The sequence below is a fragment of the Methylolobus aquaticus genome (genome assembly GCF_054172105.1).
Window position 1 is genome coordinate 1 of sequence record NZ_JBSYXP010000014.1, and the last position, 25,550, is coordinate 25,550.

The following is a 25,550-nucleotide window of genomic DNA, read 5'->3' on the forward strand; positions in this document are numbered from 1 at the left end:
CCGACCCCGCACCCAGCCGATTTGGTTCGGCGGGAAAGGTAAGGGGAATTTCAGAGCGGTTTTTCACCATCCTGCTAACTCAACAAGCCGCACTGGCGAACAGAGCCCGCCGTCACCGACCCTTTTTTCCTCGTCCGCCGGCTGTTCCCGCGTCCGCCAGCCAGGGCAATTCATGATTTTCCCTTGCGCGCATCCCAGGCTTCCTTGAGCCGCTTGGCCGAGATCGGGTAGGCGGTCTTCAGCATCTGTGCGAACAGCGACACGCGGTATTCCTCAAGGCTCCAGCGGAATTCGTCGCGCTCGGGCCAGAGACCACGCGGATCGGCCTTGACCCTTGTCCAATACGGGGTCCAGAACGCCTGTACCTCGACCATCAGCTTCTGGTCACGGCCGGGGTCGCTCTGGGCCTTGTCGAGACGATGGTCCATCGCCTTCAGGTAACGCGGCAATTCGGTCAACTGGCGGGCCGGCGTGCGCACGACGAAGCCGCGGAAGATCATCAGGGCCAGTTGTTCGCGCAGATCCTTGCGGGTGGACTCGGGCAGCCGTCCTTCGAGTTTGCGCGCGATCGCAATCCGCTGCGTCAGGACGCTGTCGACCAGACGACTGAGCTTGTCGGCCTCCGTGACCAGTTCGCCGCGGTGTTGAGCCAGCGTGGCATCGAACGCGGCACGGGTCCGGATGGCTCCCGGATCGACGACGAACAGCGCGCCGACGATGCGGTCCAGCAAGTCGTCGCGCAGTTCGCGCGCCGTCGCAAGATCGGCATGGCATAGCGGATGCGCCGGCAATTGCCGGTAGGCCAGCTCGGCCGCGGCGCCGACCACGAGGTTCTTGCGCAGGTACTTCAGTTCCTTGTTCAGGCTCAGCCGGAACAGCCGGATCAGGCCTTGCTCGTGCTGCAGAGCGGCCTCAGCCTCGGTGTCGAACACCTTCACACCGACGGTGTCGCCCTCGTCGATGATGGCCTGGTAGCCGTGGATCGCCTGGCCGTCGTGCGTGCCATCGAACACGGCGGGCAGATCGTCGAAATCCCAGGCCGTGCGGCGCGTGCAGGTCACCACGCTGGCGGCGAGCAACGTGAACGTGTCGACGGCCTTGCGCGAATGTTCGCACTGCAATGCAGCCAGGTCGCGCGAGCGCCCGACAACGCGCTGGTTCTCGTCGACCAACGCGAAGTTCATGCGCAGATGCACGGGCAGCGTCGTTTCGTCGAAGGCGCTGGTCGGCGGCGTCAGCTTCCCCAGCTTGCGCAGTCCGCCGGACAACTGCTCGAACAGCGACCCGCGCCGGTAATCCAGCATCGGCAGCACACGCTCGGCGAAATCCGGCGCCGGCACGAAATGGATGCGGTAGGTCTTGGGCAGCGACTTGATCAGGCCGACGACCTTCTCGGGGAACAAGCCCGGCACCAGCCACTGGAACGGCTCGGGCGCAAGCTGGTTCAGGCAGTGCAGCGGTACGATCGCGGTCACTCCGTCGTCCTCGTGCCCCGGCTCGAAGCGGTATTGCAGCGCAATCGTCAGCTGGCCGACTTTCAGCTCGTCCGGAAAATCCGTCGCCTGGACGGCCGAGCGCGCCGGCTGGGTGATGTCATCGCGCGTCAGGAACAGCAGCTTGGGCTGCTGGCGCTCGGCATCGCGCCGCCACTTCTCGAAGGTGATGCCGTTGACGACGGTGGCCGGCACGCGCTCGTCGAAGAAGCGGTAAATCCAGTCCTCGTCCACAACGAGGTCGACACGCCGTCCCTTCTGCTGCAGGTATTCCGCCTCGGTCAGCAGTTCGCGGTTCCGCGTCATGAACGGCGCCTTGCTGTCGTAGTCCATCTGCACCAGCGCCGAACGGATGAAGATCTCGCGTGCCGCAACCGGGTCGATCTTCTCGTAGGGCACCAAACGGCCGGACTGGACGGTCAGCGAGAACAGCGTCGTCCGCTCGTGCACGACTGCGCCGGCCTGCTTGCGCTCCCAGTGCGGATCGTAATGCTGGCGCTTGATCAGATGCGCGCCGCAGGTCTCGATCCATTCGGGCTCGATCTTCGCGACCGTGCGGCCGTAGACCTTGGTCGTCTCGACCTGCTCTGCGGTCATAATCCATTTCGGCCGCGCCTTGAACAGGAACGAACCGGGGTGGATCTGGAACTTCAGGCCGCGTGCGCCGAGGTACTCGCTCTGCTCATGTTTGAAGCCAACGTTGGACAGCAACCCGGTCAGCAGCGCGCGGTGAATCTGCGGGTACTCGCCCGGAATCTGATTCACGCGCAGCGCGAGGTCGCCCTTGACCACCTGCATGATCTGCTGCTCGATGTCCTGCCATTCGCGCATGCGTAAGTAAGACAGGAAATGATCGCGGCAGTAGGCGCGGAGCTTCGCGTTCGACAGATGCTTCTTCTGTTCCTCGTGGTCCTTCCACAGGTTCAGGTAGGCAAGGAAGTCGGAATGTTCGTGCCGGAAGCGCGCATGCGACTGATCGGCCGCGGCGGCCTTTTCGACCGGGCGCTCGCGCGGGTCCTGCACGCTCAGCGCCGCGACGACGATGGCAACCTCGGCCAGGCAATGCTCGTCGGCGGCGGCCAGCAACATCCGTCCGAGGCGCGGGTCCAGCGGAAACTTGGCCAGCCGGCGGCCGATCTCGGTCAGGCCGCCCTGCGCGTCCAGCGCGTTGATCTCCTGCAAGGTCTTCAGACCGTCGCGGATGGCGCGATCGTCGGGCGGCTCGATGAACGGGAAGCGGCTAATGTCGCCCAGCCCGAGCACCTTCATCTGCAGGATCACCGCCGCCAGATTGGTCCGCAGGATCTCCGGTTCGGTGAACACCGGCCGGCCCTGGAAATCCATTTCCGAATACAGGCGGATGCAGATGCCGGGACCGAGACGGCCGCAGCGGCCGGAGCGCTGGTTGGCGCTGGCCTGCGAGACCTTCTCGATCGGCAGCCGCTGCAATTTGCTGCGCGCGCTGTAGCGGCTGATGCGCGCGTAGCCGGTGTCGATCACGCTGCGGATGCCGGGCACCGTCAGCGAGGTTTCGGCGACATTGGTCGCCAGCACGATGCGGCGCTGGCCGCGCGGCTTGAACACCCGCTCCTGCTCGGCGCCCGACAAACGCGAAAACAAGGGCAGGATCTCGCAGGCGTGCGGGTGATGCTTGCGCAGCGACTCGGCGGTCTCGCGAATCTCCCGTTCCCCGCTCAGAAAGATCAGGATGTCGCCCTGCCCTTCCCGCCACAACTCATCGACTGCCTCGACGATCGCGCGCTGTTCGCTCCGATCGGTTTCGTCCGCCGCTTCCTCGACGCCGACCGGCCGGTAGCGGACGTCGACCGGGTAGGTTCGGCCCGAGGCATGGATGATCGGCGCGTCGTCGAAATGACGCGAAAAGCGCTCCGGGTCGATCGTCGCCGAGGTGATGATCAGCTTCAGGTCACGCCGTCGCGGCAGCAGCCACTTGACGTAGCCGATCAGGAAATCGATGTTCAGGCTGCGTTCGTGCGCCTCGTCGATGATCAGCGTGTCGTACTGGTCGAGGAAACGGTCGTTCTGCGTCTCCGCCAGCAGGATGCCGTCGGTCATCAGCTTGATCAGGCTGTCGGGACGCGTCTGATCGTGAAACCGGACCTTGTACCCGACCGACTGGCCCAGCGGCTGGCCCAGTTCCTCGGCGATTCGTACCGCAACCGTGCGCGCCGCGATGCGCCGCGGTTGGGTATGGCCGATGTAGCCGGCGACGCCGCGGCCCGCTTCCAGACAGATTTTCGGCAACTGGGTGGTCTTGCCCGAGCCCGTCTCGCCGCAGACGATGATGACCTGATTGGCGAGCAGCGCCTCGCGGATCGCGTCGCGCCGCTCGACGACCGGTAACTCTTCAGGGTAGCGGAGACTCGGCAGACTGGCCGCCCGCAACTGCCGCAGCTCGACCGACTTCGCCAGCTCACCGTCGACACGGGCCAGCGCCTCCGCCGCATCCTGGCCCTTCTTCAGCTGATCGCGCGCCCGGTCGAGGCGCTTGCGCAGCGTGAACTGATCCTTGCGCATGGCCTCACTCAGCGCCCGCTCCAGGCGGCGCAGGTGCTGGTCCGGCGTCAGCGTGGTCTCGTCCATCAGCACAGCAGACGGCGGCGGAAACGCCGGATCGCGAAGCTCGTCGCGCCGAACGCATAGGCGACGGGCACGAGCAGATGCCAGAGCTGACCAAGCTCGATCCGCCCGCCGACCAGCGGGCGGATCACCTCGACGACATGATGCAGCGGCAACAGGGCCGCGCCGAGGCGGACCGGCTCGGGCAGGGTCGAGAACGGAAAGAACACCCCGCTCAACAGGATCATCGGCGTAATGACCAGCGTGATGTAGTACACGAAGAAGTCGTAACTGCGCGCGAAGGACGTGACCAGCAAGGCCAGCGCACCGAAGCACAGCCCGGTGATGAACACGACCGGCAAGACCGCCAGCGCCTGCCAGTCGACGACCAGCCCCATGCCGGCCGCGACCGTCAGGATCAGCGTGCCGCTGATCAGGCTCTTGGTCGCCAGCCACAGCACCTCGCCGGCCACGATGTCGGCGATACCGAGCGGTGCAGCGAGGATCGCATCCCAGGTCTTCAGCACCTCCATGCGCGTGTAGGCCAGATACAAGCCTTCGAAGGTCGCGGCGTTCATCGCGCTGGTCGACAGGATGCCGGCCGTCAGGAAGCCGATATACGACACGCCCTGCACCTGACCGATGAAGCTGCCGAGGCCGTAACCCAGCGCGAACAGATAGAACAGCGGCTCGGCAAAGCCCGCCAGCAAGGCCGTGCGCGCACTCTTGCGCCACGCGAGCGCGTTACGTCGCCACACCGCCAGCCAGCGGCGCACCGTGTCAGCCATCGCGCAGATCCCGGCCGGTCAGTTTCAGGAACACGTCTTCCAGGTTGCTGGAGCGGTAGCTGTAGTGAAGGTCGTCGTACTCGTCCAGCGAGCGCACCAGCGATTCCAGATTGCGGCCGTAGAAGAACCAGCTCTCCCCGGCCCGCTCGCGGCGCACCTCCGAGCCGATCGGTGCAGTGGCCAGCCAGCGCTCACAACCGGCTCCGTGCACCTCGACCACATGGGATTCGATGCGGTCGCGGATCAGCGCCTGCGGACTCGCATCGGCCAGGATGTGCCCGCCGTCCATCAGGATGATGCGGCCGCACAGCCGCTCGGCCTCGTCCATGTAATGCGTCGTCAGCACGATGGTCAGCCCGTCGCGCCGCAGTTGCCGCAACAGCTGCCAGATGGCCTGACGGATCTGCGGGTCAAGCCCGGTCGTCGGCTCATCGAGGATCAGCAGCTCCGGACGGTTCAGCAGAGCCCGTGCGATCGACAGCCGCCGCTTCATGCCGCCGGACAACTGGTTGATCTTGGCCCCGGCCTTGTCCTGCAGCGAGGCCAGTTCCAGCAGTTCGGGAATGCGGGTGCGCACCTCGGCCGCCGACAGCCCGAAATAGCGCGCATAGACGCGAAGGTTTTCCTCGACCGTGAAGTCCGGGTCCAGGTTGTCGCTCTGCGCGACCACGCCAATACGCGCCCGCATGGCCCGCGCATCCTGCGGCACTGCGTGCCCCAGAACCCGCAACTCACCGGCCGTCGGCGGCGTTGCCCCGATCAGCATCTTCATGGTCGTGGTCTTGCCGGCGCCGTTCGGGCCCAGCACACCGCAGCACTCACCGGCATCGATCGCGAACGAGATCCGGTCGACGACGCGCAGTTTGCCGTAATCCTTGGTTAGACCGTGGGCCTGGATGATGGGAAGGCTGGATGGACTCACTCGGGGGGCAATCGGTGCGTGCGGGGACCGGGCGAGTCCCGCGATGAGGACACGCATTATACCGTAAGGGCTCGGCGCTCCCTGCGGGGACCGATTCGGTTCGTCGATCGGGGCGCCGGCACCGAGGGAGGCCGACCGCCGCTTTCTCGAGCTACGATCGCCGTGGGTGATAAGCGGCGCTTCGCCCTGGCACGTTTCTCGGCTGGCAAGCCAGGTGCGGCAAAGCAGGTGGCGATGGCGTAACCATTCATTCTGCTGCCTTGTTGGGTAGTGGGAGCGGGCCGGGAGGGCGAGACCGTCTGCGGGAGGGAACCCGCAGACTAGCCTCCAGGGACGGATTCACGGCGTGTCTCGGCCTCCCGGATCGCTCCCGCCAGGGGGGCGTGAACGGTTACGCGATGGCTGTGGAAAAACTCGCTGCCAGTGACGGCTTCTCACCCCGCGTCGAACCCCACGTTGACGTCGTAAATCAATGGATTTTCGGACTCGTGCAGGGTCAATTGGCCGATCTTCACACGCAACGCCCCACAGTCGACGTAAATATCCGCCGAGCCGATCCCGGCCGCTACTTCCAAACGAAAGCGGGCATTTTGGCTGTAGGGGTTATCCGGAAACTTACGATGGGCCCCTGGCGACGGCAGTCCGATGACGCCCGCGGTCCTTGATCCCGCGTCCGGGAGACAGCCGGATGGCACCGCATACAGACTCGTGACAGGACCTGACGGTTCCCAGGGGGCCAGGATACCAGCAACGACGACGGCACCCTCGTTGCTTACCGACAGCCTGTCGAAGCCGAACGACTCGAAGTGCTCATGGAGCGCCCGCCGGGAAATGAGTTGCAAGCGGTTGTTCCCATAAAACAGGACCGAGGACTGTTCGAAAGAGTGGGGAATGCTCAGCAGGCGCGAAATCGAGTCAGCGTGATAGGGCAAGTCGAGCCAGTGGAACAGGGATTCCAGCACGGGCCCGGGGTTGATCAAGTCCGTGTAGTCGAGCGTGAAACTCTGCGAGGAGTTGCGTTCGGCAAACTCGCGGAACCTGCCCTGCATTGCGGCAACCCGCGCTCGGGCGGTGTCGCTCGGCAACCTCTTCCAGAACCCACTGGCGATGATCTCTTCGGTGTCCCGGAGCAGGAAAAGAAAGCGCGCAGACGGACAAACCGTCTCGATGAAGTGCAGATAGTCGTCCAGATCCGGCATGTCGTACCGTACCTCCTTGAAGCCACGCACAAGGGTATCCGGAGCATGACCGGCATTGACGAACTTGCGGCACAGTTCCACGACTGACTGCTGCATTTCGGCAAAGTCCAGCTTGTCGGCACCGAAGAACGGACTTTGGTAGGCCGGTTCCGACCCCAAATGAATCTGGGCCAACCTGACCGCCTCCAGCGCCTTGAACTGGAGATAGACGAAGCCGAAGTTCTCCCCCCGAATCTCGACGCGCGGCACTGCGCTGAGCATGCTGGCCAGTAACGTGGACCCAGTACGCCCGGCGGTAACGATGAAGACATAGCGCTGCATGGCGGACACCCGTGGAGAGACTCCCGTTCGCGAGTCGGTCAAATCCGCTATCAGCTTATCCGATCCCGCCTCCGTCAGTACAAGGAGCGAGGAACATCCAGACCGGGGGCCATACCCAAACGCATCCCGTAGCGCAAATGTTCAAAGTACGACACTCCGTTGACGGCCGGCCATCATCGCGCCTGAACGGCGATCGACGCATTTCTGGCCGACTTGCGGCTACGCAGCCCGAAACACGGATCATGATCGCGGTACAAGCCTTGACGAAGCGTGCATTTCCCTATTTAATGCGCGTTCTCACGAGGCCAGGTAGCTCAGTCGGTAGAGCAGGGGACTGAAAATCCCCGTGTCGGCGGTTCGATTCCGTCCCTGGCCACCAGCAGATACAAAGGGCTTGCAGCAATGCAGGCCTTTTTTGTTTCTGGCGGGATCACGCCGTGCCGAACTTCGGGGTCAATCGGCACTCGGTTGTCTGCTTCCGTGCGCCGAATGCGGGGTATGCGCCTAGTCATTGCCCCCGATTCTAGCTGCTACCATCGTCCAGCATCGACACCGGGCAGCGCCCGGCCTGACTCTACCGCGCCTTTGTGGCGAACGCCCTTATGCGTTTACATTGCAACAGGTCGGCATCGCCAGCATGCAATATCCGACCACTTCCCCCGGCAACGCCGGAAGCGGCAACTCAGCTGCGGCGCGAGGTAGCATAACGCTGCCACAACGGTATACAGAACAAACCCATGGCTTCCGTGCTGATTAAGAACCTCCCGGACGCACTGCACCAGCAACTCAAGCAGCGCGCCGAAAGACACCACCGCAGCTTGAACAAGGAGGTGATTGCGTTGATCGAGGCGGCACTGACCAACCCGCAAGCGGAGGACGCTTCGGAACGCGTCGCGTCTCTGCGCGACCCTCGGATTACGGAGCTGTTAGACGAAGTCCAGCAGCGCCGTGCGGCTCGTGTGTTGGCGTTGCAGGGAAAGTATCGAACGTCTATATCGTCGAGCGACGAATTTGCCGATCGCAAGGCGGAAGGAATTGCACTGGAACGCTGACAGGTGAGCGTCGCGCTCGACACCTGCCCGCTCATTGCGTATCTGCGCGGTGAATCGGGATCGGAACGGCTCGCAGAACATCTGATCGCAGGGAATTGCTTTGCCCACGCGGTCAATCTCTGCGAGGTCTATTGCGACTGCATTCGCGTCGCCGGCGAGGTTAAGGCCGAAGCACTGATCCGTGATCTGATGGATGCCGGCGTGACCATCCGGTCCGATACTGACGAGGACATCTGGAAGGATGTCGGCCAGATCAAGGCCCGCATTGGGCGGGTTTCCCTCGCTGACTGTTTTGCGATTGCGCTGGCAAGACGCCTGAATGTGGCAGTCATCACGTCCGATCACCACGGATTCGACAGGATTGCGGCCCATTAAATCTGCGCCGTCGAGTTCATTCGATGACTGCTTCAGTGGGCCTGAGCTTCCGGGGCACGTTTCATCGAACACGGGTTCACGCACAGAAGGTCCGGCTGCTGATGCGCCTGCTCCGCCCCGTTGACTGAAACGGAGCGGTACTCCAACTCCAGCAAGGACAGAAACAGACCGACCTTGTGGCAGTGGCCCGAGAGCGCCAAATCGTTGAGTTCGATCACGGGATTCGTCAGCCGATGTATTGACGTTTCACGGGAAACGGTTCAGAACCCTGCCGCCGCGCGCAGTTCGGCATTCTCCCGTTCCAGTTCGGCCACCCTCGCCTGCAGCGGCGCCAGCAGCCGACCTTGAATTTCCTCGACGGTGAACCGCGGCGTGATGTGCCGCGGGCAGTTCCAGTCATAAGCCTCCACGGTCAATAGGACGGCCCGTTCCACCTGAGCCCGGTAGGCTGGCATTTCCAGCCGAGCGATGAGCGCTGGATCGTCGGCCTCGTCCACCACCCTCGCCCGCGCCCAGATTTTCAGGCGACGGCGGTTCGGGTAGTCCATCAGGATCAGTGCGATGCGGCTCTCGGCTGCCAGATTGCCGACACTGATGTATTGCACATTCCCGCGGAAATCGGCGTAGCCCAGGGTGTGCTCGTCCAGCACCTTGAGGAAACCCTTCGGGCCGCCGCGGAACTGGACGTAAGGCCAGCCGTTCTGGCCCACCGTCGCCTGGTAGAAACCGTCGCGGGCCGCGATGAAATCCTGCTCGGTCCGGCTCAGGACGGGTCGCGGTTCCTCCAGTTCCTCGAACCGGCGATTGGCCTCCCGACTGCCATAGCGGGACTGGGCGGCTTTGACGCTGTCGGTGAAGGTGATTGCAGCGAATCGGCGGGGCATGGTCGTGGCTCCTTTGCGTTGAGTTTCATCCGGACTGGGCCGGCACCGCAGCACCGGCCCTTGGCTCCCTGCCGTCAGGCCGCTTGCTTCAATGCGACCTTGGGAAAGTCGATCTCCACCCGACTGGCCTTGCCGAGAATATTGGTCAAAAGGTTCATGCCGACGTGGACGATGATCTCAACCATTTCGGCATCGCCGAAGCCGGCCGAGCGGACCGCATCCAGTTCAGCCTGGGTCACCGCTCCCTTGTGCTCGACCAGAGCGCGGGCGAACGCGACCGCCGCCGCGGCCTTGGCATCCTGCGACGTGCCGTCCCGATTGGCGGCGAGTTCCTCGCTGCTCAGCCCTGCCTTGCGGCCGATGGCGCTGTGGGCTGACAGGCAGTATTCGCAACTGTTCTGCTCCGCCAGGGTGACGGCGATGCGCTCCCGGGTCGGACGATCCAGAGCGCCATTTCCAGCGATGTGGTGGAGACCCAGGAAGGCACTCAGCGCTGCCGGCGAGTTGGCCAGCACCCGGAGGAAGTTGGGCGTGGCGCCCAGTTGGGCCTGGACGGCGTCCAGCAGGGTCTTGGCTTCGCCGGTGGCAGTCTGCGGATTGATGACATTCATGCGGGCCATGGGAGTTCTCCTGGAAGTCGGGTTGGGTTCGGGTTGGTGCCGTTGTTGTCGGCACGGGGATAGGCTACGTCGTTACAGGAGCATGATGAATAGCCTATGATCACAAGACTCTATTCCATTCTTCGGAATAATCATGGATCGTCTCCACGCCCTTCAGGTCTTCGTGGCAGTGGCCGATGCCGAGGGCTTCGCGCCCGCCGCACGGAAGCTGCACCTATCGCCGCCCGCCGTCACCCGCGCTGTCGCCGCCTTGGAGGACCGGCTGGGGGTCATCCTGTTTCAGCGCACGACGCGGCAGGTGCGACTGACGGAGGCAGGCCTGCGGTTCCTGGAGGACGCCCGGCGAATCCTGCAAGATTTGGAAGAGGCAGAGGAATCGGCCGCCGGCGCCCATCGCACCCCGCGCGGCCCGCTGCGTGTGACCGCGTCCATGCGGTTCGGCGCCCTCTACATCGGTCCCCTCCTGCTGGATTTCCTGCAGCGGTACCCGGAGGTGTCGGTGGAGACGCTGTTCGTCGACCGGGTCGTGAGTCTGTTGGAGGAAGGGCTGGACGTGGCCATCCGAATCGGCGAACTGCCCGATTCGTCCCTGACGGCGATCCGGGTGGGATCGGTGCGGCGAGTAGTCTGCGCGGCACCGGATTACCTGGAACGCCGCGGCATCCCGCAGGCACCGGAGGACATTCGGCGCCATGACATCATCCTGTTCTCCAGCCTCAACGCCAAACCGGAATGGCAGTTCCGGGGACCGGTCGACGGGCTGTCGGTGGCGTTTGCGACCCGGCTCACGGTGAACACGGCGGAGGTCGCCATCAATGCGGCGGTAGCGGGCCACGGGCTCACGCGGGTGTTGTCCTACATGATCGCGCCGGAACTGCGAGAGGGGCGGTTGCGGATCGTGCTGGCGGACCAGGAGACCCCGCCTCTACCTATCCATGTGGTCTACCAGGGGGGCCGGAAAGCGCCGGCCCGGGTCCGGGCATTCACCGATTTTGCAGTGGCACGACTACGGGCGGACCCGTCGATCAATTGAGGGACAAGCGCCCGACCGGCCGACGAGCCGACCTTTCGCTTGGGCTCGCACCGAGCGTGTGCGTCCAGTTTGCTCTAACCGGGTTGGCTAGGGGGATGGGGCTCGGCGCGAATGTCCCGACATTCCTGCCGCGCCACGACGCGCCTGGCGGATTGCGCCCGTTCAGCCGGATAATCAGAAGTATCTTCGGAGATCCATGCCCGCATACATTCCAGCCACTTGTTCGGCATAGCCGTTGAAGGGCAGGGTCGGGCGCTTGAGGAATTCGCCGATGCGGCGTTCCTTGGCCTGACTCCAGCGGGGATGATCCACGTCCGGATTCACGTTGGAATAGAAGCCGTACTCCCGCGGTCCCGCGTCATTCCAGGTGGTGACGGGCTGTTGCTCGGTGAGGCGAATCCTGACGATGGATTTGGCGCTCTTGAAACCGTATTTCCAGGGAATGACGATCCGCACCGGGGCACCGTTCTGGTTGGGCAGAATCTCCCCGTACAGGCCCACGGCCAGCAAGGTCAGCGGGTGCATGGCCTCGTCCATGCGCAGCCCTTCCCGGTACGGCCAGGTCAGGACCGAAGTCTTCTGTCCCGGCATCCGCTCGGGGTCGAGCAGGGTCGTGAATTCGACGAACTTGGCGTTGCCGGTGGGCTCGACTCGCTTCAGCAGTTCCGCCAGAGGAAAGCCCACCCAGGGCACCACCATCGACCAGGCTTCCACGCAGCGCAGCCGGTAGATGCGCTCCTCCAGCGGCGCCAGCTTGAGAATATCCTCGATGTCGAAGACCCGCGGCTTGCGAACCTCCCCTTCAACGGCAATGGTCCAGGGGCGGGTTTTGAAGTTTGCTGCGTGGCGGGCCGGATCCTCCTTGTCCGTTCCGAACTCGTAGAAGTTGTTGTAGCCCGTGACGGCTTCGTAGGGGGTGGGCTTGTCCTCGTCGACGTAGGCACCCCGCTTCAGGCCGGGGAGTTTCTCGCCGGCCGCCGCGAGCCCCGGCCAGGCGCTCAGCGCCGCCATGCCGGCGGAGAATTGCAGGAACCGCCGGCGGTCGTAGAACAGCTCAGGCGGGGTGATCTCTGACGAACGAAGGTCCGCTGGGCGCTTGATCAGCATGAGTTTTACCGTCTTGTGTTTTTTTCGGCAGTTCGCCGTCGCTGGCCGGAACCGTCAGCGCTCCGCCAGCCATAGCCGGTGAACCAGATGGTCCACCGACAACCGCCCCGGTCCGTGCAGGAGGCTGACCAACAGCATGAGGCCCCAAACCTTGTGTTGCTCCAGCCCTGCGGGACCCATGTCGGGATAAGAGATCACCGCGACGAGATTGAAGACGAACAACACGAACGCGGCGAAACGCGCCCCTAGTCCCAAGGCCAGCAGGACCGGGAACAGCAGTTCCACGCAGGTCCCGACGTAGGCTGCTATTTCCGGGGGCAGCAGCGGCACCGCGTATTCGTTCTCAAACAGATAGAGCGTGCTGTCCCAGGACTGGATCTTGGTCAGCCCGGACACCCAAAAGGCGTAGGCGACCCACAGCCGCAACAGCAGATCACCGAGGGGGGCTGCGTAGTTCAGGCCCTGAGTGACCCGGTGGAGTCGGCCACGCCAGCCGAGTTGGCGCGCGGTCCGTGGGGAATTGACGTAATCCATCATGGCAATGCTCCTCAGGCGGATCGCGCGGGATGGCTGAACACTTGGAGGCCCATCAACCGGACGAGACTCGCGGGTAAGTCGAACCCAGGCTCCGCGCGGATGGCGGCTTCGAAGGCCGTCTCGAGACTGCCCTCTCCGGACAGGTGTTCCAGGCACGCGAACTCGCCGGCCGACAGGGAATGCAGTAGTACCTCCGCCCCTTCTCGAAGGACCAGTACCCGGCATCCGGTCTCCCGGTCGAGGTCGATACTCGGGTCTCCAGAGTATTGCGGCTGATTGACATGGAAGATGCGCAGCACCGGCCAGGGAGAGGCCAGAAGACGGACGCTTGGCCGGAGGCGGAGAGAGAGTTGCGCGTGACGTTCTGGCGGCACTGCGGCGAGTTCGGCGATGCCGAAAGCAGGCCCCTCCGCTGCATGGAAGGCCTCGTGCCAGACCCATTCCAGACGCGCCACGTCCGGCAGGTACGGCAAGGAGGCCGCCAGCTCCGAGTCCGCGATGGAAGCGGGAAACTCCGCGCCGTAATCCAACAGGCAACCACTGCGGGGCGGACGCTCGGACACGAAACTCCGGGCCAGGGCGTCGAAGAACTCCGTTCCCACAAGCCGGTGGACTACCGGAAATCCGTCCCGCAGCGCCTCGCTCAGACCCAGGAAGGTGTTGTTCTGGTAGAGGGCAAGGCGCCGCTCCGGCGACAGGCCGTTGGCTCGTATCCAGGGCCGGATGGACCCGGGATCGCTAGCGAACACGGCGGCCGCGAAGCCTCGTTGAGTTTCAGCCAGCGAGGGCATAGGACCTTGCCTCCAGATGGCGATCGGCGGTCCGGGCTTCGACCAGCAACTCCGCCAGGGGTGGTAGCCGCGCGTCCCATTCGATCAGCGTGGGTTTCGGCCCGAATGCCGTCAGGGCCTCGACATACAGCGCCCAGACTTCGCGACACACCGGCCCGTCGTGGGTGTCGATGAGCAGATCGCCGTCCTCCATGGGCCGACGGGTATGTCCGGCTAGATGCAATTCCTCGATCGGACCGCCGGCGAGACCCCGCAAATATTCGTGGGTGTCCCAGCCATGATTGCGGCAGGACACATAGAGGTTGTTCAGATCCAGCAGAATGCCCGCTCCGGATCGGCGCGTGGCTTCAACGAGGAATTCCCACTCCGGCAGCGTGGAGTGGGCAAATTCCAAGTAGCTGGAGGGATTCTCGATCAGCAGCCGCTGGCCCAGGAACTCTTGGACCCGGGTGAGCCGCCCCACAAAATGATCCAGCGCTTCTTCCGTGTACGGCAGCGGCAGAAGATCGTTGTGGAAGCACCCGCCATAAGATCCCCAGGACAGATGTTCGGAAACCAGTCCCGGCTCGATCCGCATGATCAAGGCCTTCAGCCGAGTGAGGTGGCGCTGGTCGAACGGATCGACAGACCCCAGCGACATGCCCACACCGTGCAGGCTGACGGGATAGTCGGCCCGGAGGCTTTCCAAAACCCGAAGCGGTGTGCCACCCCCGCCGAAGTAGTTCTCGCTGTGCGCCTCGAACCAGCCCACAGTCGGGCGAGTTTCCGCTACCTCATGGTAGTGCTCGGCGCGGAGGCCGATTCCGGCCGACGCCGGAATCGTGCCTTGGGCGCGCTGGAGGCACGGGGCCGGCAGCACGACCGCCATTTACTTCCCGCCCTGCGGGGCTTCCAGTGAACCGCCAACGATCCGCTCGCAGGTGCCCTTGGGCACGACGAGAAAGGCATCCTTCTGCCCGTCTTCCATTGAATGGCCCGCGCAGGCATTGGACAGGGTCTTGCAGTCGTTCTTGCCGGATTTGACGATGCCATAGCATTTGTCCCCATCGGCTTTCTTTTCGGCGGCGCCGGCATTTCCGGCCAGCCCGAGGGCGACAACGGCGGCCAGGGTGGAGGTGACGATCGTCTTGTTCTGAGTCATATATTGATCCAAGGGCTTGAGTTGATGGTAAGAAGTCGGTCGCGGTCATTCATCGCGACGGAGGCTTAACAGCGAATGCCGTGCCAGGTTCTGAAGTGGCCATTAATGCGCAATAAATACAGCCGCTTGTAGCATCCTGGATAACGCCTCCAAGCGTTACATAGGACTGGCCTGGCCACGAATCGTTGAGGGCAGCCACCAGATTTGGTGGGGGTATTGCGGAACCGGGTAAGATGGCACCCTAGACACCGGAACCCGCTCTCCTATGTCCCAGGCCTCCCCCCAAGCCTCGCCAGAATCCCGAAACTCCGCCGATCCCAGCGAATTCGCCACCCTGCGTGCCCTGGTGGAAGGCACGGCCCAGGCCATTGGCGAGGACTTCTTTCGGGCCCTGGTAGGCAATCTGGCCCGGGCAACGGGTGTGACCGGCGCCTTCGTCGCGGAATTCGCCGATGAGAAGACCCGAGCCCGCTCCCTGGCTTACTGGAACAACGGGGCGTTTCTCGACACCCAGGAATGGGAACTGGCCGGTACGCCCTGCGAGATCGTCCTGAGTGGCGAGTTCTGCCATTACCCGGCGGCCGTTTCGGCCCGGTTTCCAAAAGAGGAAGGCGTGGAGAGCTACCTGGGGGTTCCACTGCGCGATGCGGACGACCAGATCCTCGGGCACCTGGCCATCTTCGATCGCCAGGAAATGCCCGCCGAATCCCGGCTGCTCTGTACCTTCCGGATCTTTGCGGCGCGGGCCGCCGCCGAACTGTCACGCCTCCGGATGATGGAGCGGTTGCGGGAAAGCGAGGAGCGCTTCCGGGATCTTTTCGAAGAGGCTCCCATCGCCTACGTTCACGAGGATCTGGACTCCCGTTTCCTTAGCGCCAACCGGGCAGCCATGCGCATCCTCGGCATCGGACCGGAAGACGTGCCAGGCTTTCTGGGCCGCTCCCTGGTGCCGAACTCGCCCGACGCACAACGCCGGGTTCAGGAGGCGTTAGGCACCATCGGCCAGGATACGGGCCATATCGGCACGGTGCTGGAACTCCGGCGGAGGGACAATGGCCGGCCGGTATGGATTCAATGGTGGTCGAAGCCCGATCCCCGCGGCCGAACGACCCGGACCATGTTTATCGATATCACCGAACGGGTTTTGATGGAACAGGAACAGGCCCGGCTCAAGGCGCAGAATCGTTATCTGAAGGAGGAAATTCAGGAGACCCACAACATCGAAGGGATCGTCGGCCAGAGCCCGGCGATTCGGGCACTGCTCGCCAACATCCGCCGGGTCGCAAGCACCGACGCCTCGGTACTGATCCAGGGAGAGTCGGGCACCGGCAAGGAATTGGTCGCGCGCGCCATCCACGCCGCGAGCCCAAGGCGCGACAAGCCCCTGGTCAAGCTCAATTGTGCCGCCCTGCCCACGGGACTGGTGGAAAGCGAGCTATTCGGCCATGAAAAAGGCGCCTTTACCGGAGCCCTCGCCAGGCGCATCGGGCGCTTCGAACTGGCGCACGGCGGCACCATCTTTCTCGACGAAATCGGCGAAATCCCGTTGGAAGTCCAGGTCAAGCTGCTGCGCGTGTTACAGGAGCGGGAGTTCGACCGCATCGGCGGCACGGCACCGATCGCCGTCGACGTGCGCGTGATCGCCGCCACCAATCGCGACTTGCTACAAGCGGTCGCCGATAAGACCTTCCGCGACGACCTGTACTACCGCCTCAATGTCTTTCCGATCGCGACCCCACCGCTCAGGGAACGCCTGGAGGACATTCCGTTGCTGGTCCAATTCATGATCGACAAGTTCGGACCGCGCCTCGGCAAACACATCGACGGCATCGGCGCAAACTCTCTGCATCGGTTACAGGCCTACCGGTGGCCCGGCAATATCCGTGAACTGGAGAACGTCATCGAGCGGGCGATCATTCTTGCCGAGGGTCCGCGCCTCGAAATCGAGGCCGAGATGCTGCCCGGTTCGGCGACCGCGGGAACCGCGGCACATCCCGCGCCGAGCCCAGCCCTCGAGGACGTCGAGCGCGAGCATATCGCCGCCGTGCTGAAGGGGACGGGTGGCATCATCGAAGGTCCTGGCGGAGCGGCACGAATCTTGGGCTTGCATCCGAGCACCTTGCGTTATCGGATCAAAAAGCTCGGGCTCAGATAAGTGCTGTGAAGTGCCGCCGGGCGTCCGCGCGCGCTGCCGCGATGATGCAATCCAGCCTATCCTGCTGTTCTGAAAGGCGTATCGCGAGCCTGTGGTCAAGACCGATCCTGTCCGGCCCATGGCTCTGGCCTTTCTGGGGGCCGAAGAACAAGTTCGCGCGCCACCCGTTTCCTGAATGCTTCGGCGCGAACAGACCGGGTCAAGTACGCCAGGGAATTCGCTTGAGCCCCGTTCGGCAGGTAGCGACCGGCATCGATTAGCCAGTAATGACCCTCAGCCTCCGCCGCCTGCTCCAGCAAATTCCGCGGGATATCGATAACCCGTCAGAGAACTCTTGTGGGATGTGCCTTGCGGCCATGCCGCAGCGGCGACTACGGGGCCTTCTCTCCCAGGCAGATCCCGATACGGCGAGCGCTTTCGAGCCAGGGGTGATCGACTGGCACGTATTTGAGCTTGCCGACGATGTCCTTCAAAGGCACTGCCTCGGTGCGGTCGCCCCGCGCCGCCACCAAAACCCCGAAGTGACCCTGAGCAATCAGGTCCGCGCAGGTCGTGCCCAGCCGCGTGGCCAACACGCGATCGGCAGGGGTCGGTGTGCCGCCGCGCTGCACGTAACCCAGGATCGTGACGCGTGATTCGAGCCCGGTCAGTTCCTCCAGTTGCTGTGCCAGCCGCAGGGTATGGTCGGTCCGCGTGGACTCCCATTCGAGCAGTCGGGCCTTTGCCTTGACCGCCGCCGCACCGTGCTTGTCCTTGCCCAGCGGCTTCTGCGCTTCCTGAAGTTCCCTGGCCATTTGTTGCGACTGGGCACCCTCGGCCACGGCCACGATGCTGAAGCGCTTGCCGCGCCGCACCCGCTGCAGCAGCGCGGCAGCGACGGCGTCAACGTCGTAGGCAATCTCCGGAATCAGCACTACGTCGGCCCCGCCGCCTATCCCAGCGCCGAGGGCCAGCCAGCCCACCTTGTGTCCCATGGTCTCCACGACAATGATGCGGTGATGACTGTGGGCTGTGCTGTGCAAGCGATCGACGGCTTCAGTGGCGATACTCAGGGCCGTGTCATAGCCGAAGGAAATGTCAGTCCCGTAGATGTCGTTGTCGATGGTCTTCGGGAGGTTGATGACGTTGATCCCCTTCTGCGCCAGACGGTAGGCATTCTTTGCGGTACCGGCGCCACCCAGGCATACCAGGGCATGCAGGTGATGCTGATGGTAGACCTCGACCATCGCATCGGTCATATCCAGTACCTTGCCGCCGACCGGCATCTTGTGCGGTTTGTCGCGGCTGGTGCCGAGTATGGTCCCGCCGACGGTGAGGATGCCCGATAACGCGTCGCCATCGAGCGCGATGGTGCGATTCTCCATCAGGCCCCGAAAGCCGTTCTGGAAGCCCACGACATTCCAGCCGTAATGGTCGACCGCGGTCTTTCCCACGGCGCGGATAGCGGCATTGAGGCCAGGACAGTCCCCGCCCGCCGTGAGAATGCCGATGGATTTCGTCATGCGAACTCTCCCTTATCTCGATGGCTGGTCATCGACTTTAGCACCCTCGCATTGCATTCAGTCGCGAGCATGCCAGCGGAAAGGGGGAGACAATGACGCCAGTCCTGAGGGGCCGACGCCGCGCCGCCATGGGCAAGCACCACGCGCACGCGGCGTGCGGGGCTCGGACCTACCCACCCGCACCGCCCATGCGCTGGCGCGGGAGCGCCCTACGAGCGCTCCCCGTCTCAGGCGAAGATGCCTTGCCCGGGTGTCAGTGTGTGGTTCCGATCGAACGCCTGCTTCAGCACCTGCACCTTTGCCCACTGCGGCCCGTAGTGCGCCTGCCAGTCGGACACCGCGAACGGGATACTGCTGATCGGGTACTTCTTGGCGCCTAGTGCGGCAGCGGCGTCATAGATGGAACGATTCAGCTGCACGAGCGAGTCGGCCACGCCGGGGATGGGCGGTGCGGTGCGCAGGATGTCGAAAAGGAAGATGACCGGCTCGTCCGGCACCATGAACAACGGGCGAGTGAGTTTGCGGCGCGGAAAGGGATAGAACAGCATTGGGTCCTGGGTGTCCGGCGACACGGAAGCAAGCGCGAGCCGGGCGATGTCGGCGGCCTCGCTCGCCGGGACCAGAAGATCGATCCAGGGGTGGGGGAAGGCCCAGACACCGATCTGCTGCAGGAAGGCGACCGTCGGTTCGAGCCGGCGCAGCCATCCGTCGTAGGTCAGATCCTCGATGCTCGAGGTGTCGAACGACAGGTCGGCGAGCAAGCTGGCATCATCGGGCGCCGAACGCCGCGACGTGGGAGAGAACCAGACGGCCGCCTCGACCATGTACTGGAATCCTCCCGCGCCGTTGGGCAGGACTTGCCCCTCCAGGTAGTCGAAGCGAGCAGCCTCGGCCAGGAAGGTCTGGTCCGCGACGTACTGGTCCAGATCGGCGTAGTACAGACGGTAGACGCGCGCGTTTTGCTTCGCCCGTTCCAGCGCGAGGGTAGCCCGGACGATGATCCCATACTGCCCGAGCCCGCCCAGGACGGCCTCGAAGAGCGCGCGGTTCCTGCGCCCTGAGCACTGGACCAGCCGACCGTCGCCGGTCACTACGTCGAGCGCGAGAGCATTGTCGACCTGCACGCCCTTGCGGTGCGTCGCGCCACCGATACCGCCGACGCTGAGGGTGCCGCCAATGGAAAGGTCGAGGTAATCCGTCAGCACGGGGGGCGTCAGGTCCCTGGCCAGCGTGGCGGCCAGGAGGGCGTTCCAGGTCACGCCCGCATCGACCGTAACACGGTCGTCCTCGATCTCGTGGATGGTCGCCAGCGTGCGCGAGTCGATCACGATGCCGCCGGCAACCTGCGCCTGTCCGTAGGTCGAGTGGCCCTGTCCGCGCATCGCCACCTTCAGGCCGTTACGGTTGGCGTACTTGACCAGCTTGACGATATCCTTGACCGAAGCGGGGCGTAACACGGCGATGGGCGCCCGGGAAACGATGTGGCCGAAGTCGTCGGCCGCCTCGGCTAGCGCCTCCGGATCGACGGTCAGTTCGCCATCGAGTTCCGGGACTGGAATCGCCTGCGGGTACGCCGCTTCGGCGGCGGTCAGCCAGGACCGGCGGGTTGGATCGAAGGCGGCGACGGTGAGCGCCGAGATGGTCGCAATGAAGGTTCTTCTCTGCATACGGAAAGCCTCTCCCCCTATTGACTAACCCGTTCGTATTAGAACTGATCGCTAGCGACCAGTGGCCGGAACATAAGCCCGACTTGATACCTTGTCAACGAGCGAGATCGACTCCGAACCTTGGCTCAGCGGCCACTTCTGGCTCGGACGGGGAAAAGCCGGATAATGGGAGACTGCTCGCACGGCTATAAAGCCGGCGGCCGTTCTTGTCGCCGGGCTCTGCGGCGCGGTGCGACTATCCGCCAATATCCCGTTCCCACTCGCCCCTCAGAAACGGGCATGATTTCCGGGTAAGTGGCCTGCGACATTCAATAAGGCGAGGACCCCACCATGAGTCAACCTGTCGAACCCCGCCCGCCGTTTCCGCCGTTCACGCCTGAAACCGCGGCACAGAAGGTCAGACTGGCCGAGGATGCCTGGAACAGCCGCGACCCGCAGCGCGTGGCCCTCGCGTATACGCCCGACAGCGAATGGCGGAACCGGGCCGAATTCCCTAAAGGGCGCGAGCAGATCATCGAGTTCCTGACCCGCAAATGGACACGGGAGCTGGATTACCGGCTGATCAAGGAACTGTGGATCTGCGCCGGCGACCGGATTGCCGTGCGCTTCGCGTATGAGTGGCGAGACGATTCCGGCCACTGGTTCCGGTCATACGGCAACGAGAACTGGGCCTTCGACGAGCACGGTCTGATGCGCCGCCGGTACGCCAGCATCAACGATCTGCCTATCACCGTGGCCGAGCGCAAGTTTCATTGGCCGCTGGGCCGCCGTCCGGACGAGCATCCGGGCTTGAGTGAGCTGGGTTTGTAAACCGGGTTGGAGGCGCCCGGCTATCGACGGTCCCGGCAACGCTAGCGGGCGCAGCAGGACTCTCGCCGTTGGATCGGCGGGCACGGCACCGACCCATACGAGCAGAACACGCAGCAATCGCCTGGCTTCGGTTTCAGCAGCGTACGGCAGCCCTTGCACTCGTAGAAGAACTGGCAGGCATCGGTCGGCATGGTTTCCGTTGCGGCATGCCCGCATTGCGGGCAGGTGATCGTCGATTCCAGAATAAGGCCGTTCATTTCCCCTCCCCTCTGACGCCGGATGGATAGCCCGCGGCGGTGGTCGCTGCGGTCGATTGCCCGACGGGTCGACGCAGTCGTCCTGTTAACCGTCAATGGTCACACGATTTTTCCGCTATCGTCCGCTTTCTCCGGCCGCTTCTGCGGCACAAGCTTGGCGCGCCGGCCCGCAATCGCCTCGAGGAGCTGCCTGACGATCACCGGGCTGGGATGACGCTGCAGCGCCTTCGGCCAGTCAAAGCGCCGAAGACGAGCCGACGAGCCATCGTGGGTAAGGACGAACCCGGGTGGCTTCGCCCCGACACAGGACTGTGACCTACGCCTTTACCGCCCGTTTGTCGCTACCCGGCCCTGACTTCAGAAAAAGTATCGCTTGAAGATCAGCACATGATCGATCGAGCCCACATACTCCCAGCCCTCGGCAACGGCTCGATCCATGGTCTTCTGCACTTCCAGCGCAGTCGTCACTTCCACACACTGATAGCGTTTGTTGACCACGGCGTGCGCCGACGAGATCAGCCGGTCGCTCACGTTCAACAACAACAGGGCGGCAATGATTGCCAGTAGTACATTCCGGATACGGTCTTGGCGCATGGTGACTCCCGTTTGTGTAGAGGCCCGAAAACGGTTTCGGTGCCGTGGTTCGATACCACGAAAACGCTGCGCTCGAAGATCGACGCTGTCAACACTCGGGACGCACGACGGCTCCGGACGCCCCGAGGCTCAGGAACCAGGCGCCATCGGCTGCCACTGCGCGGTCCGCGCAATCCGTGCGCGCCAGGACCGGGGCAGCCATCCGTCGTAGGTCGAACCTTCCATGGTCGAGGTATCGCAGGACAGGCGGTCGAGCAATGCAGCGTCCTCCGGTACCGCATGCCGTCAGATTGCCACTCAGGACAGTCGATCTCCAATACCGGTTGGCCTGAGGGCTTGGCAGGATTCGAGGGGCGATTGTCATTGCCGGAACTTGTTCCGGATGAAAACATTCCAGCCTCGGCGAGATCGGCCCCGGATACGAGCCGGATGCCGCCGAGCGACAGAACCCAGAAAACGAAGGAGGCGTATCGTGGTGAACCATCTTTTCGTGCCAGAGGCGGATACCCCCGACGCGAAGGTCAAGCGGATCGGTATCGTCGCATTCGATGGGGTCGAACTCCTCGACCTGACCGGTCCACTCGATGTGTTTGGGATGTCCGCGCTCGGTCTGCAACAGGCCGGCGTGGTGACTGAAACACCCTACCCGATCGAAGTCCTGGCCAGGCAGCCAGGCCTGATCACCTCGTCATCGGGCCTCAGGCTCCATGCCGACTGCGCCTACGGCCAGTTGAGGGACGATCTCGACACACTGCTGATACCCGGCTCCCCGGACATCAGCGCCGTACTGGCCGATCCGGGCTTGATCGCATGGGTGCGCGCAATGTCGACCCGGGTCAGGCGACTCGTCTCGATATGTACCGGTGCTTTCCTGCTCGCGGAGGCCGGCCTGCTGGACGGCCTCCGCGCGACCACGCACTGGGCGTTCTGTGACCGCTTTGCCCACGATTACCCGGCGGTCTCGGTGGAACCGGACCGCATCTTCTTGCGCGCTGGCCACATCGCCACATCCGGCGGAATCACCTCGGGCATCGATCTGGCCTTGTCGCTGGTCGAGGAAGACTGGGGGCGGGAGGCCGCGCTGCTGACCGCGCGCTACCTGGTCGTGTTCCTCAAACGGCCGGGCGGGCAGTCGCAGTTCAGCGGCTTCCTGGTCAGCGAGGCTACCAAGAATGCCGACCTTCGCGAGTTGCAGCTCTGGATCATGCAAAATCCCGCGGAGCAGCACAGCGTTGACGCGCTGGCCGCTCGCGTCGCGATGAGTCCTCGCAATTTCGCGCGGGTGTTTCAACTGGAGACGGGACTCACACCGGCCAAGTTCGTCGAAAAGGCCCGCATCGACGCCGCGCGTCATCTGCTGGGCACGACCGACAGTCGCATCGAATCCGTTGCCGTCAAGGCGGGCTTCGGCGATGCCGAACGGATGCGCCGTGCCTTCCTGCGCAATCTCGGTGTCAACCCGGTGAACTATCGCGAACGCTTCACCTCCCCTGGCCAGGAACCGCCACCGCTCGCGGTCGATCGACTCGACGCGACGATCCGCGCCCAAATGACCGGCTTCTGACGACGCCCGGGGAGACCTGGGCGTCCTTTCTCCGACGACACCACAACGACAAGGACAAGGGGGTTACATCATGCGCATCCTGCTGCTTTCCACCGCTTACAACAGCCTGACGCAACACGCCCACGTGGAACTGAAGGGCCTGGGCCACTGGGTCGGGGTCGCCGTCGGTACGACGGGAGACGCCATGCGCGAGGCGGTCGCGCAATTCGAACCGGACCTCGTGCTCTGTCCGATGCTGGCCCAGGTGATCCCGCGGGACGTCTGGGAACGGTACACCTGCCTGATACTGCATCCCGGGATCGTCGGCGATCGCGGCGGCAACTCGCTCGACTGGGCGATCCTGAACGATGAACAGCGTTGGGGCGTTACGGTCGTGCAGGCCGCGGAGCATGTCGACTCCGGCTCGATCTGGGCGACCTACGAATTCCGGATGCGCCCCGCGAGCAAAAGCAGCCTTTACCGTGACGAGGTGACGCAGGCCGCCGTGAAGGCAATGTTGGTCGCAGTCCGACGTTTCGACAGCGGGCTGTTCGTGCCGGCGCCACTGGATTACTCGAAGGCGGGTGTTCGCGGACGTTATCGCCCGTTGGTCAAGACCGCCGAACGGCAGATCGATTGGGCGAACGACCCGGTCGCGACGATCCTGCGGAAGGTGCGTTGCGGCGATGGCGCGCCGGGGGTTCTGGATGAAATCGGTGGCATGCCGGTTTATCTCTATGGTGTCCACGAGGAGGGTTCACTGATCGGCCGTCCGGGACAGATCATCGCACAGCGCCACGGAGCGATCTGCCGCGCTGCGGTTGATGGGGCGGTCTGGATCTCCCACCTGAAGCGCAAGGGCGAGCACGCTGACGACTTCTTCAAGCTGCCCGCGGCCATGGTCGTAGCCGATCAACTCGGCCAGGTGCCCGAACTGCCGATCGCGATCGATGCGGAAACGAACACGGCGACGTTTCGCGACATCTGGTACGAGGAACACAATGACGTCGGGTATGTGCACTTTCGCTTCTATAACGGCGCGATGGGCACCGATCATTGTCGGCGCCTGGAACAGGCGATGCTCCACGCACGTCAGCGGCCGACGAAGGTCATCGTGCTGTTCGGCGGGCAGGATTTCTGGTCGAACGGCATCCACCTGAATCTGATCGAAGCGGCGGCGGATCCGGCCGAGGAGTCCTGGAACAACATCAACGCGATGAACGATTTCGTGCGGAGCCTGTTGACCGCGACAGATCATCTGACCATCGCGGCGATGTACGGTAGCGCCGGAGCCGGGGGCGTCATGATGGCGCTGGGGGCGGACCGAGTCCTGGCGCGGGAGGGCATCGTGCTGAATCCCCATTACAAGGGCATGGGCGGGCTGTATGGGTCGGAGTACTGGACCTATTCCTTACCGGCGCGCGTCGGCGACACGCTGGCCGAGCGTCTGACCGAACAGTGCCTGCCGCTGGGCATTCATGAAGCCAGGGCGATCGGCCTGATCGATGACGTGATCCTCCAGGACGACCTCGGCCACAATGCCTTGGGGCGCTTCAACGAGCAGATCCGGCGGATGGCCGAGCATCTGGCGCACAGTCCGTCTTTCGATGCGCTGCTCGCCGCGAAACTCGATCGACGCCGCTTCGACGAGCAGGTGAAGCCATTGGAGTCCTATCGTCGAGCCGAACTCGCGGAGATGAAACGGAACTTCTGGGGCGACGACCCCAGCTATCACCTGGCCAGGACCGCATTCGTTCGCAAGCAGCCACGGCCGGCTCATTTGAAATGCGCGGTCGCACTGGAAGCCGTCTGCCGCAATCCCGGTTGTGAGCAGGCGGTGCCGCACGCCGCCAATCGCTGTGCGCTCGCTTCCAGAGGCTGGTCCGAAGGACGACCGGCGGCCTGAGACCTGTCGTGCACGGCGGCAGACCGGGCGGGAGCCTTCCCGCGATGCAGGGATGAGTCGCCAGCTGCAACCCCCGGGACACAATCCCGGGGGACCACGCCTCCGCTCGAACGCCCGCCCGATCAGCCGCTGTGCCGGTCGCTTTCCCGCTGCCCCCACCCAGACAGCCCGGACATTGACACACCCCCCGCCGCTGGCCCATTCTCGCTCCCCGGCGAGCCGGGTCGCATGCGCGTCTGTTTGTCATCCGCCCGGTCCGACGCACCCGATCGC

Annotated in this window: 23 protein-coding genes and 1 tRNA gene; 8 read left to right on the forward strand and 16 right to left on the reverse strand. The window is 64.0% G+C overall.

Features of this window, described 5'->3' with window-relative positions:
* Positions 1 to 170: 170 nt before the first annotated feature.
* The 4 genes from hrpA to ACW73L_RS17040 all read right to left on the reverse strand — a co-directional run bounded on the left by hrpA (position 171) and on the right by ACW73L_RS17040 (position 7,303).
* Positions 171 to 4,097 carry an ATP-dependent RNA helicase HrpA gene (hrpA, locus tag ACW73L_RS17025; RefSeq protein WP_498923740.1) on the reverse strand — a complete coding sequence of 1,309 codons (3,927 nt, stop codon included), beginning with the start codon at positions 4,095 to 4,097 and terminating at the stop codon, positions 171 to 173.
* The gene (locus tag ACW73L_RS17030) at positions 4,097 to 4,861 is read right to left on the reverse strand and encodes an ABC transporter permease (RefSeq protein ID WP_498923742.1); all 765 of its coding nucleotides are present in this window, start codon (positions 4,859 to 4,861) and stop codon (positions 4,097 to 4,099) included. The genes hrpA and ACW73L_RS17030 overlap by 1 nt, the downstream gene beginning before the upstream one ends.
* Positions 4,854 to 5,783 carry an ATP-binding cassette domain-containing protein gene (locus ACW73L_RS17035; RefSeq protein ID WP_498923744.1) on the reverse strand — a complete coding sequence of 310 codons (930 nt, stop codon included), beginning with the start codon at positions 5,781 to 5,783 and terminating at the stop codon, positions 4,854 to 4,856. The genes ACW73L_RS17030 and ACW73L_RS17035 overlap by 8 nt, the downstream gene beginning before the upstream one ends.
* 434 nt (positions 5,784 to 6,217) lie before the next feature.
* The gene (locus ACW73L_RS17040; RefSeq protein WP_498923746.1) at positions 6,218 to 7,303 is read right to left on the reverse strand and encodes a sulfotransferase family protein; all 1,086 of its coding nucleotides are present in this window, start codon (positions 7,301 to 7,303) and stop codon (positions 6,218 to 6,220) included.
* Between the two features lie 303 nt (positions 7,304 to 7,606).
* Between ACW73L_RS17040 and ACW73L_RS17045 the strand changes: the two genes are divergently transcribed.
* The 3 genes from ACW73L_RS17045 (at position 7,607) to ACW73L_RS17055 (ending at position 8,730) form a co-directional block, all read left to right on the forward strand.
* A tRNA-Phe gene (locus ACW73L_RS17045) sits at positions 7,607 to 7,682 on the forward strand.
* Between the two features lie 358 nt (positions 7,683 to 8,040).
* The gene (locus ACW73L_RS17050; protein WP_498923748.1) at positions 8,041 to 8,355 is read left to right on the forward strand and encodes a FitA-like ribbon-helix-helix domain-containing protein; all 315 of its coding nucleotides are present in this window, start codon (positions 8,041 to 8,043) and stop codon (positions 8,353 to 8,355) included.
* A 3-nt stretch (positions 8,356 to 8,358) separates the two neighbouring features.
* Positions 8,359 to 8,730: a type II toxin-antitoxin system VapC family toxin gene (locus ACW73L_RS17055; protein ID WP_498923750.1), complete on the forward strand. Its 372-nt coding sequence runs from the start codon at positions 8,359 to 8,361 to the stop codon at positions 8,728 to 8,730.
* Positions 8,731 to 8,762: 32 nt separating this feature from the next.
* On the opposite strand, the gene ACW73L_RS17060 is transcribed toward ACW73L_RS17055, so the two are convergent.
* The 3 genes from ACW73L_RS17060 to ACW73L_RS17070 all read right to left on the reverse strand — a co-directional run bounded on the left by ACW73L_RS17060 (position 8,763) and on the right by ACW73L_RS17070 (position 10,234).
* On the reverse strand, positions 8,763 to 8,948 hold the full coding sequence (locus ACW73L_RS17060; protein ID WP_498923752.1) for a thioredoxin domain-containing protein: 186 nt from the start codon (positions 8,946 to 8,948) through the stop codon (positions 8,763 to 8,765).
* A 42-nt stretch (positions 8,949 to 8,990) separates the two neighbouring features.
* Positions 8,991 to 9,614: a pyridoxamine 5'-phosphate oxidase family protein gene (locus ACW73L_RS17065; protein WP_498923753.1), complete on the reverse strand. Its 624-nt coding sequence runs from the start codon at positions 9,612 to 9,614 to the stop codon at positions 8,991 to 8,993.
* A gap of 74 nt (positions 9,615 to 9,688) precedes the next feature.
* Positions 9,689 to 10,234, reverse strand: a complete 546-nt coding sequence (locus ACW73L_RS17070; RefSeq protein WP_498923754.1) for a carboxymuconolactone decarboxylase family protein — start codon at positions 10,232 to 10,234, stop codon at positions 9,689 to 9,691.
* A gap of 133 nt (positions 10,235 to 10,367) precedes the next feature.
* Here ACW73L_RS17070 and ACW73L_RS17075 point away from each other — a divergent pair, with 133 nt between their 5' ends.
* Complete coding sequence (locus ACW73L_RS17075; protein ID WP_498923755.1) at positions 10,368 to 11,267, forward strand: LysR family transcriptional regulator; 900 nt, start codon at positions 10,368 to 10,370, stop codon at positions 11,265 to 11,267.
* Between the two features lie 174 nt (positions 11,268 to 11,441).
* Here ACW73L_RS17075 and msrP read toward each other — a convergent pair whose 3' ends face one another.
* Genes msrP through ACW73L_RS17100 form a run of 5 tightly spaced genes read right to left on the reverse strand, consistent with a single transcriptional unit; the run spans position 11,442 to position 14,843 of the window.
* Positions 11,442 to 12,374 (reverse strand): protein-methionine-sulfoxide reductase catalytic subunit MsrP, encoded by a 933-nt coding sequence (msrP, locus tag ACW73L_RS17080; RefSeq protein ID WP_498923756.1) that lies wholly within the window; start codon positions 12,372 to 12,374, stop codon positions 11,442 to 11,444.
* Positions 12,375 to 12,428: 54 nt separating this feature from the next.
* A complete protein-coding gene (locus ACW73L_RS17085; RefSeq protein WP_498923758.1) occupies positions 12,429 to 12,911 on the reverse strand; it encodes a DoxX family protein in 483 nt (160 codons plus the stop codon).
* Positions 12,912 to 12,922: 11 nt separating this feature from the next.
* A complete protein-coding gene (locus tag ACW73L_RS17090) occupies positions 12,923 to 13,702 on the reverse strand; it encodes an HvfC/BufC N-terminal domain-containing protein (protein WP_498923760.1) in 780 nt (259 codons plus the stop codon).
* On the reverse strand, positions 13,686 to 14,570 hold the full coding sequence (gene bufB, locus ACW73L_RS17095; protein WP_498923761.1) for an MNIO family bufferin maturase: 885 nt from the start codon (positions 14,568 to 14,570) through the stop codon (positions 13,686 to 13,688). The genes ACW73L_RS17090 and bufB overlap by 17 nt, the downstream gene beginning before the upstream one ends.
* Complete coding sequence (locus ACW73L_RS17100) at positions 14,571 to 14,843, reverse strand: BufA1 family periplasmic bufferin-type metallophore (protein ID WP_129882864.1); 273 nt, start codon at positions 14,841 to 14,843, stop codon at positions 14,571 to 14,573.
* Positions 14,844 to 15,108: 265 nt separating this feature from the next.
* Between ACW73L_RS17100 and ACW73L_RS17105 the strand changes: the two genes are divergently transcribed.
* Positions 15,109 to 16,998 (forward strand): sigma-54 interaction domain-containing protein, encoded by a 1,890-nt coding sequence (locus ACW73L_RS17105; RefSeq protein WP_498923763.1) that lies wholly within the window; start codon positions 15,109 to 15,111, stop codon positions 16,996 to 16,998.
* A gap of 371 nt (positions 16,999 to 17,369) precedes the next feature.
* Here the strand turns inward: ACW73L_RS17105 and ACW73L_RS17110 are convergent, their stop codons facing one another.
* A complete protein-coding gene (locus ACW73L_RS17110; RefSeq protein ID WP_498923765.1) occupies positions 17,370 to 18,500 on the reverse strand; it encodes a 6-phosphofructokinase in 1,131 nt (376 codons plus the stop codon).
* 227 nt (positions 18,501 to 18,727) lie between these two features.
* Positions 18,728 to 20,167, reverse strand: a complete 1,440-nt coding sequence (locus ACW73L_RS17115) for an FAD-binding protein (protein ID WP_498923767.1) — start codon at positions 20,165 to 20,167, stop codon at positions 18,728 to 18,730.
* A 330-nt stretch (positions 20,168 to 20,497) separates the two neighbouring features.
* Here ACW73L_RS17115 and ACW73L_RS17120 point away from each other — a divergent pair, with 330 nt between their 5' ends.
* Complete coding sequence (locus ACW73L_RS17120; RefSeq protein ID WP_498923769.1) at positions 20,498 to 20,977, forward strand: nuclear transport factor 2 family protein; 480 nt, start codon at positions 20,498 to 20,500, stop codon at positions 20,975 to 20,977.
* A 41-nt stretch (positions 20,978 to 21,018) separates the two neighbouring features.
* On the opposite strand, the gene ACW73L_RS17125 is transcribed toward ACW73L_RS17120, so the two are convergent.
* Both ACW73L_RS17125 and ACW73L_RS17130 read right to left on the reverse strand, forming a co-directional pair.
* A complete protein-coding gene (locus ACW73L_RS17125; protein WP_498923771.1) occupies positions 21,019 to 21,234 on the reverse strand; it encodes a GDCCVxC domain-containing (seleno)protein in 216 nt (71 codons plus the stop codon).
* Between the two features lie 357 nt (positions 21,235 to 21,591).
* On the reverse strand, positions 21,592 to 21,828 hold the full coding sequence (locus ACW73L_RS17130) for a hypothetical protein (RefSeq protein ID WP_129882850.1): 237 nt from the start codon (positions 21,826 to 21,828) through the stop codon (positions 21,592 to 21,594).
* Between the two features lie 472 nt (positions 21,829 to 22,300).
* Here ACW73L_RS17130 and ACW73L_RS17135 point away from each other — a divergent pair, with 472 nt between their 5' ends.
* Both ACW73L_RS17135 and ACW73L_RS17140 read left to right on the forward strand, forming a co-directional pair.
* Entirely contained in the window at positions 22,301 to 23,392 is a 1,092-nt protein-coding gene (locus tag ACW73L_RS17135) for a GlxA family transcriptional regulator (protein ID WP_498923773.1), read from the forward strand.
* Positions 23,393 to 23,462: 70 nt separating this feature from the next.
* Entirely contained in the window at positions 23,463 to 25,277 is a 1,815-nt protein-coding gene (locus ACW73L_RS17140; RefSeq protein WP_498923775.1) for a hydrogenase maturation protein, read from the forward strand.
* Positions 25,278 to 25,550 lie beyond the last annotated feature (273 nt).

What these genes read in the sequence shown, in the direction of transcription:
- hrpA (WP_498923740.1), bottom strand. Translation starts at nt 4,097, where the DNA reads ATGGACGAGACCACGCTGACGCCGGACCAGCACCTGCGCCGCCTGGAG.
- ACW73L_RS17030 (WP_498923742.1), bottom strand. Translation starts at nt 4,861, where the DNA reads ATGGCTGACACGGTGCGCCGCTGGCTGGCGGTGTGGCGACGTAACGCG.
- ACW73L_RS17040 (WP_498923746.1), bottom strand. Translation starts at nt 7,303, where the DNA reads ATGCAGCGCTATGTCTTCATCGTTACCGCCGGGCGTACTGGGTCCACG.
- ACW73L_RS17050 (WP_498923748.1), top strand. Translation starts at nt 8,041, where the DNA reads ATGGCTTCCGTGCTGATTAAGAACCTCCCGGACGCACTGCACCAGCAA.
- ACW73L_RS17065 (WP_498923753.1), bottom strand. Translation starts at nt 9,614, where the DNA reads ATGCCCCGCCGATTCGCTGCAATCACCTTCACCGACAGCGTCAAAGCC.
- ACW73L_RS17070 (WP_498923754.1), bottom strand. Translation starts at nt 10,234, where the DNA reads ATGGCCCGCATGAATGTCATCAATCCGCAGACTGCCACCGGCGAAGCC.
- ACW73L_RS17075 (WP_498923755.1), top strand. Translation starts at nt 10,368, where the DNA reads ATGGATCGTCTCCACGCCCTTCAGGTCTTCGTGGCAGTGGCCGATGCC.
- msrP (WP_498923756.1), bottom strand. Translation starts at nt 12,374, where the DNA reads ATGCTGATCAAGCGCCCAGCGGACCTTCGTTCGTCAGAGATCACCCCG.
- ACW73L_RS17085 (WP_498923758.1), bottom strand. Translation starts at nt 12,911, where the DNA reads ATGATGGATTACGTCAATTCCCCACGGACCGCGCGCCAACTCGGCTGG.
- ACW73L_RS17090 (WP_498923760.1), bottom strand. Translation starts at nt 13,702, where the DNA reads ATGCCCTCGCTGGCTGAAACTCAACGAGGCTTCGCGGCCGCCGTGTTC.
- bufB (WP_498923761.1), bottom strand. Translation starts at nt 14,570, where the DNA reads ATGGCGGTCGTGCTGCCGGCCCCGTGCCTCCAGCGCGCCCAAGGCACG.
- ACW73L_RS17100 (WP_129882864.1), bottom strand. Translation starts at nt 14,843, where the DNA reads ATGACTCAGAACAAGACGATCGTCACCTCCACCCTGGCCGCCGTTGTC.
- ACW73L_RS17105 (WP_498923763.1), top strand. Translation starts at nt 15,109, where the DNA reads ATGTCCCAGGCCTCCCCCCAAGCCTCGCCAGAATCCCGAAACTCCGCC.
- ACW73L_RS17110 (WP_498923765.1), bottom strand. Translation starts at nt 18,500, where the DNA reads ATGACGAAATCCATCGGCATTCTCACGGCGGGCGGGGACTGTCCTGGC.
- ACW73L_RS17115 (WP_498923767.1), bottom strand. Translation starts at nt 20,167, where the DNA reads ATGCAGAGAAGAACCTTCATTGCGACCATCTCGGCGCTCACCGTCGCC.
- ACW73L_RS17120 (WP_498923769.1), top strand. Translation starts at nt 20,498, where the DNA reads ATGAGTCAACCTGTCGAACCCCGCCCGCCGTTTCCGCCGTTCACGCCT.
- ACW73L_RS17125 (WP_498923771.1), bottom strand. Translation starts at nt 21,234, where the DNA reads ATGAACGGCCTTATTCTGGAATCGACGATCACCTGCCCGCAATGCGGG.
- ACW73L_RS17130 (WP_129882850.1), bottom strand. Translation starts at nt 21,828, where the DNA reads ATGCGCCAAGACCGTATCCGGAATGTACTACTGGCAATCATTGCCGCC.
- ACW73L_RS17140 (WP_498923775.1), top strand. Translation starts at nt 23,463, where the DNA reads ATGCGCATCCTGCTGCTTTCCACCGCTTACAACAGCCTGACGCAACAC.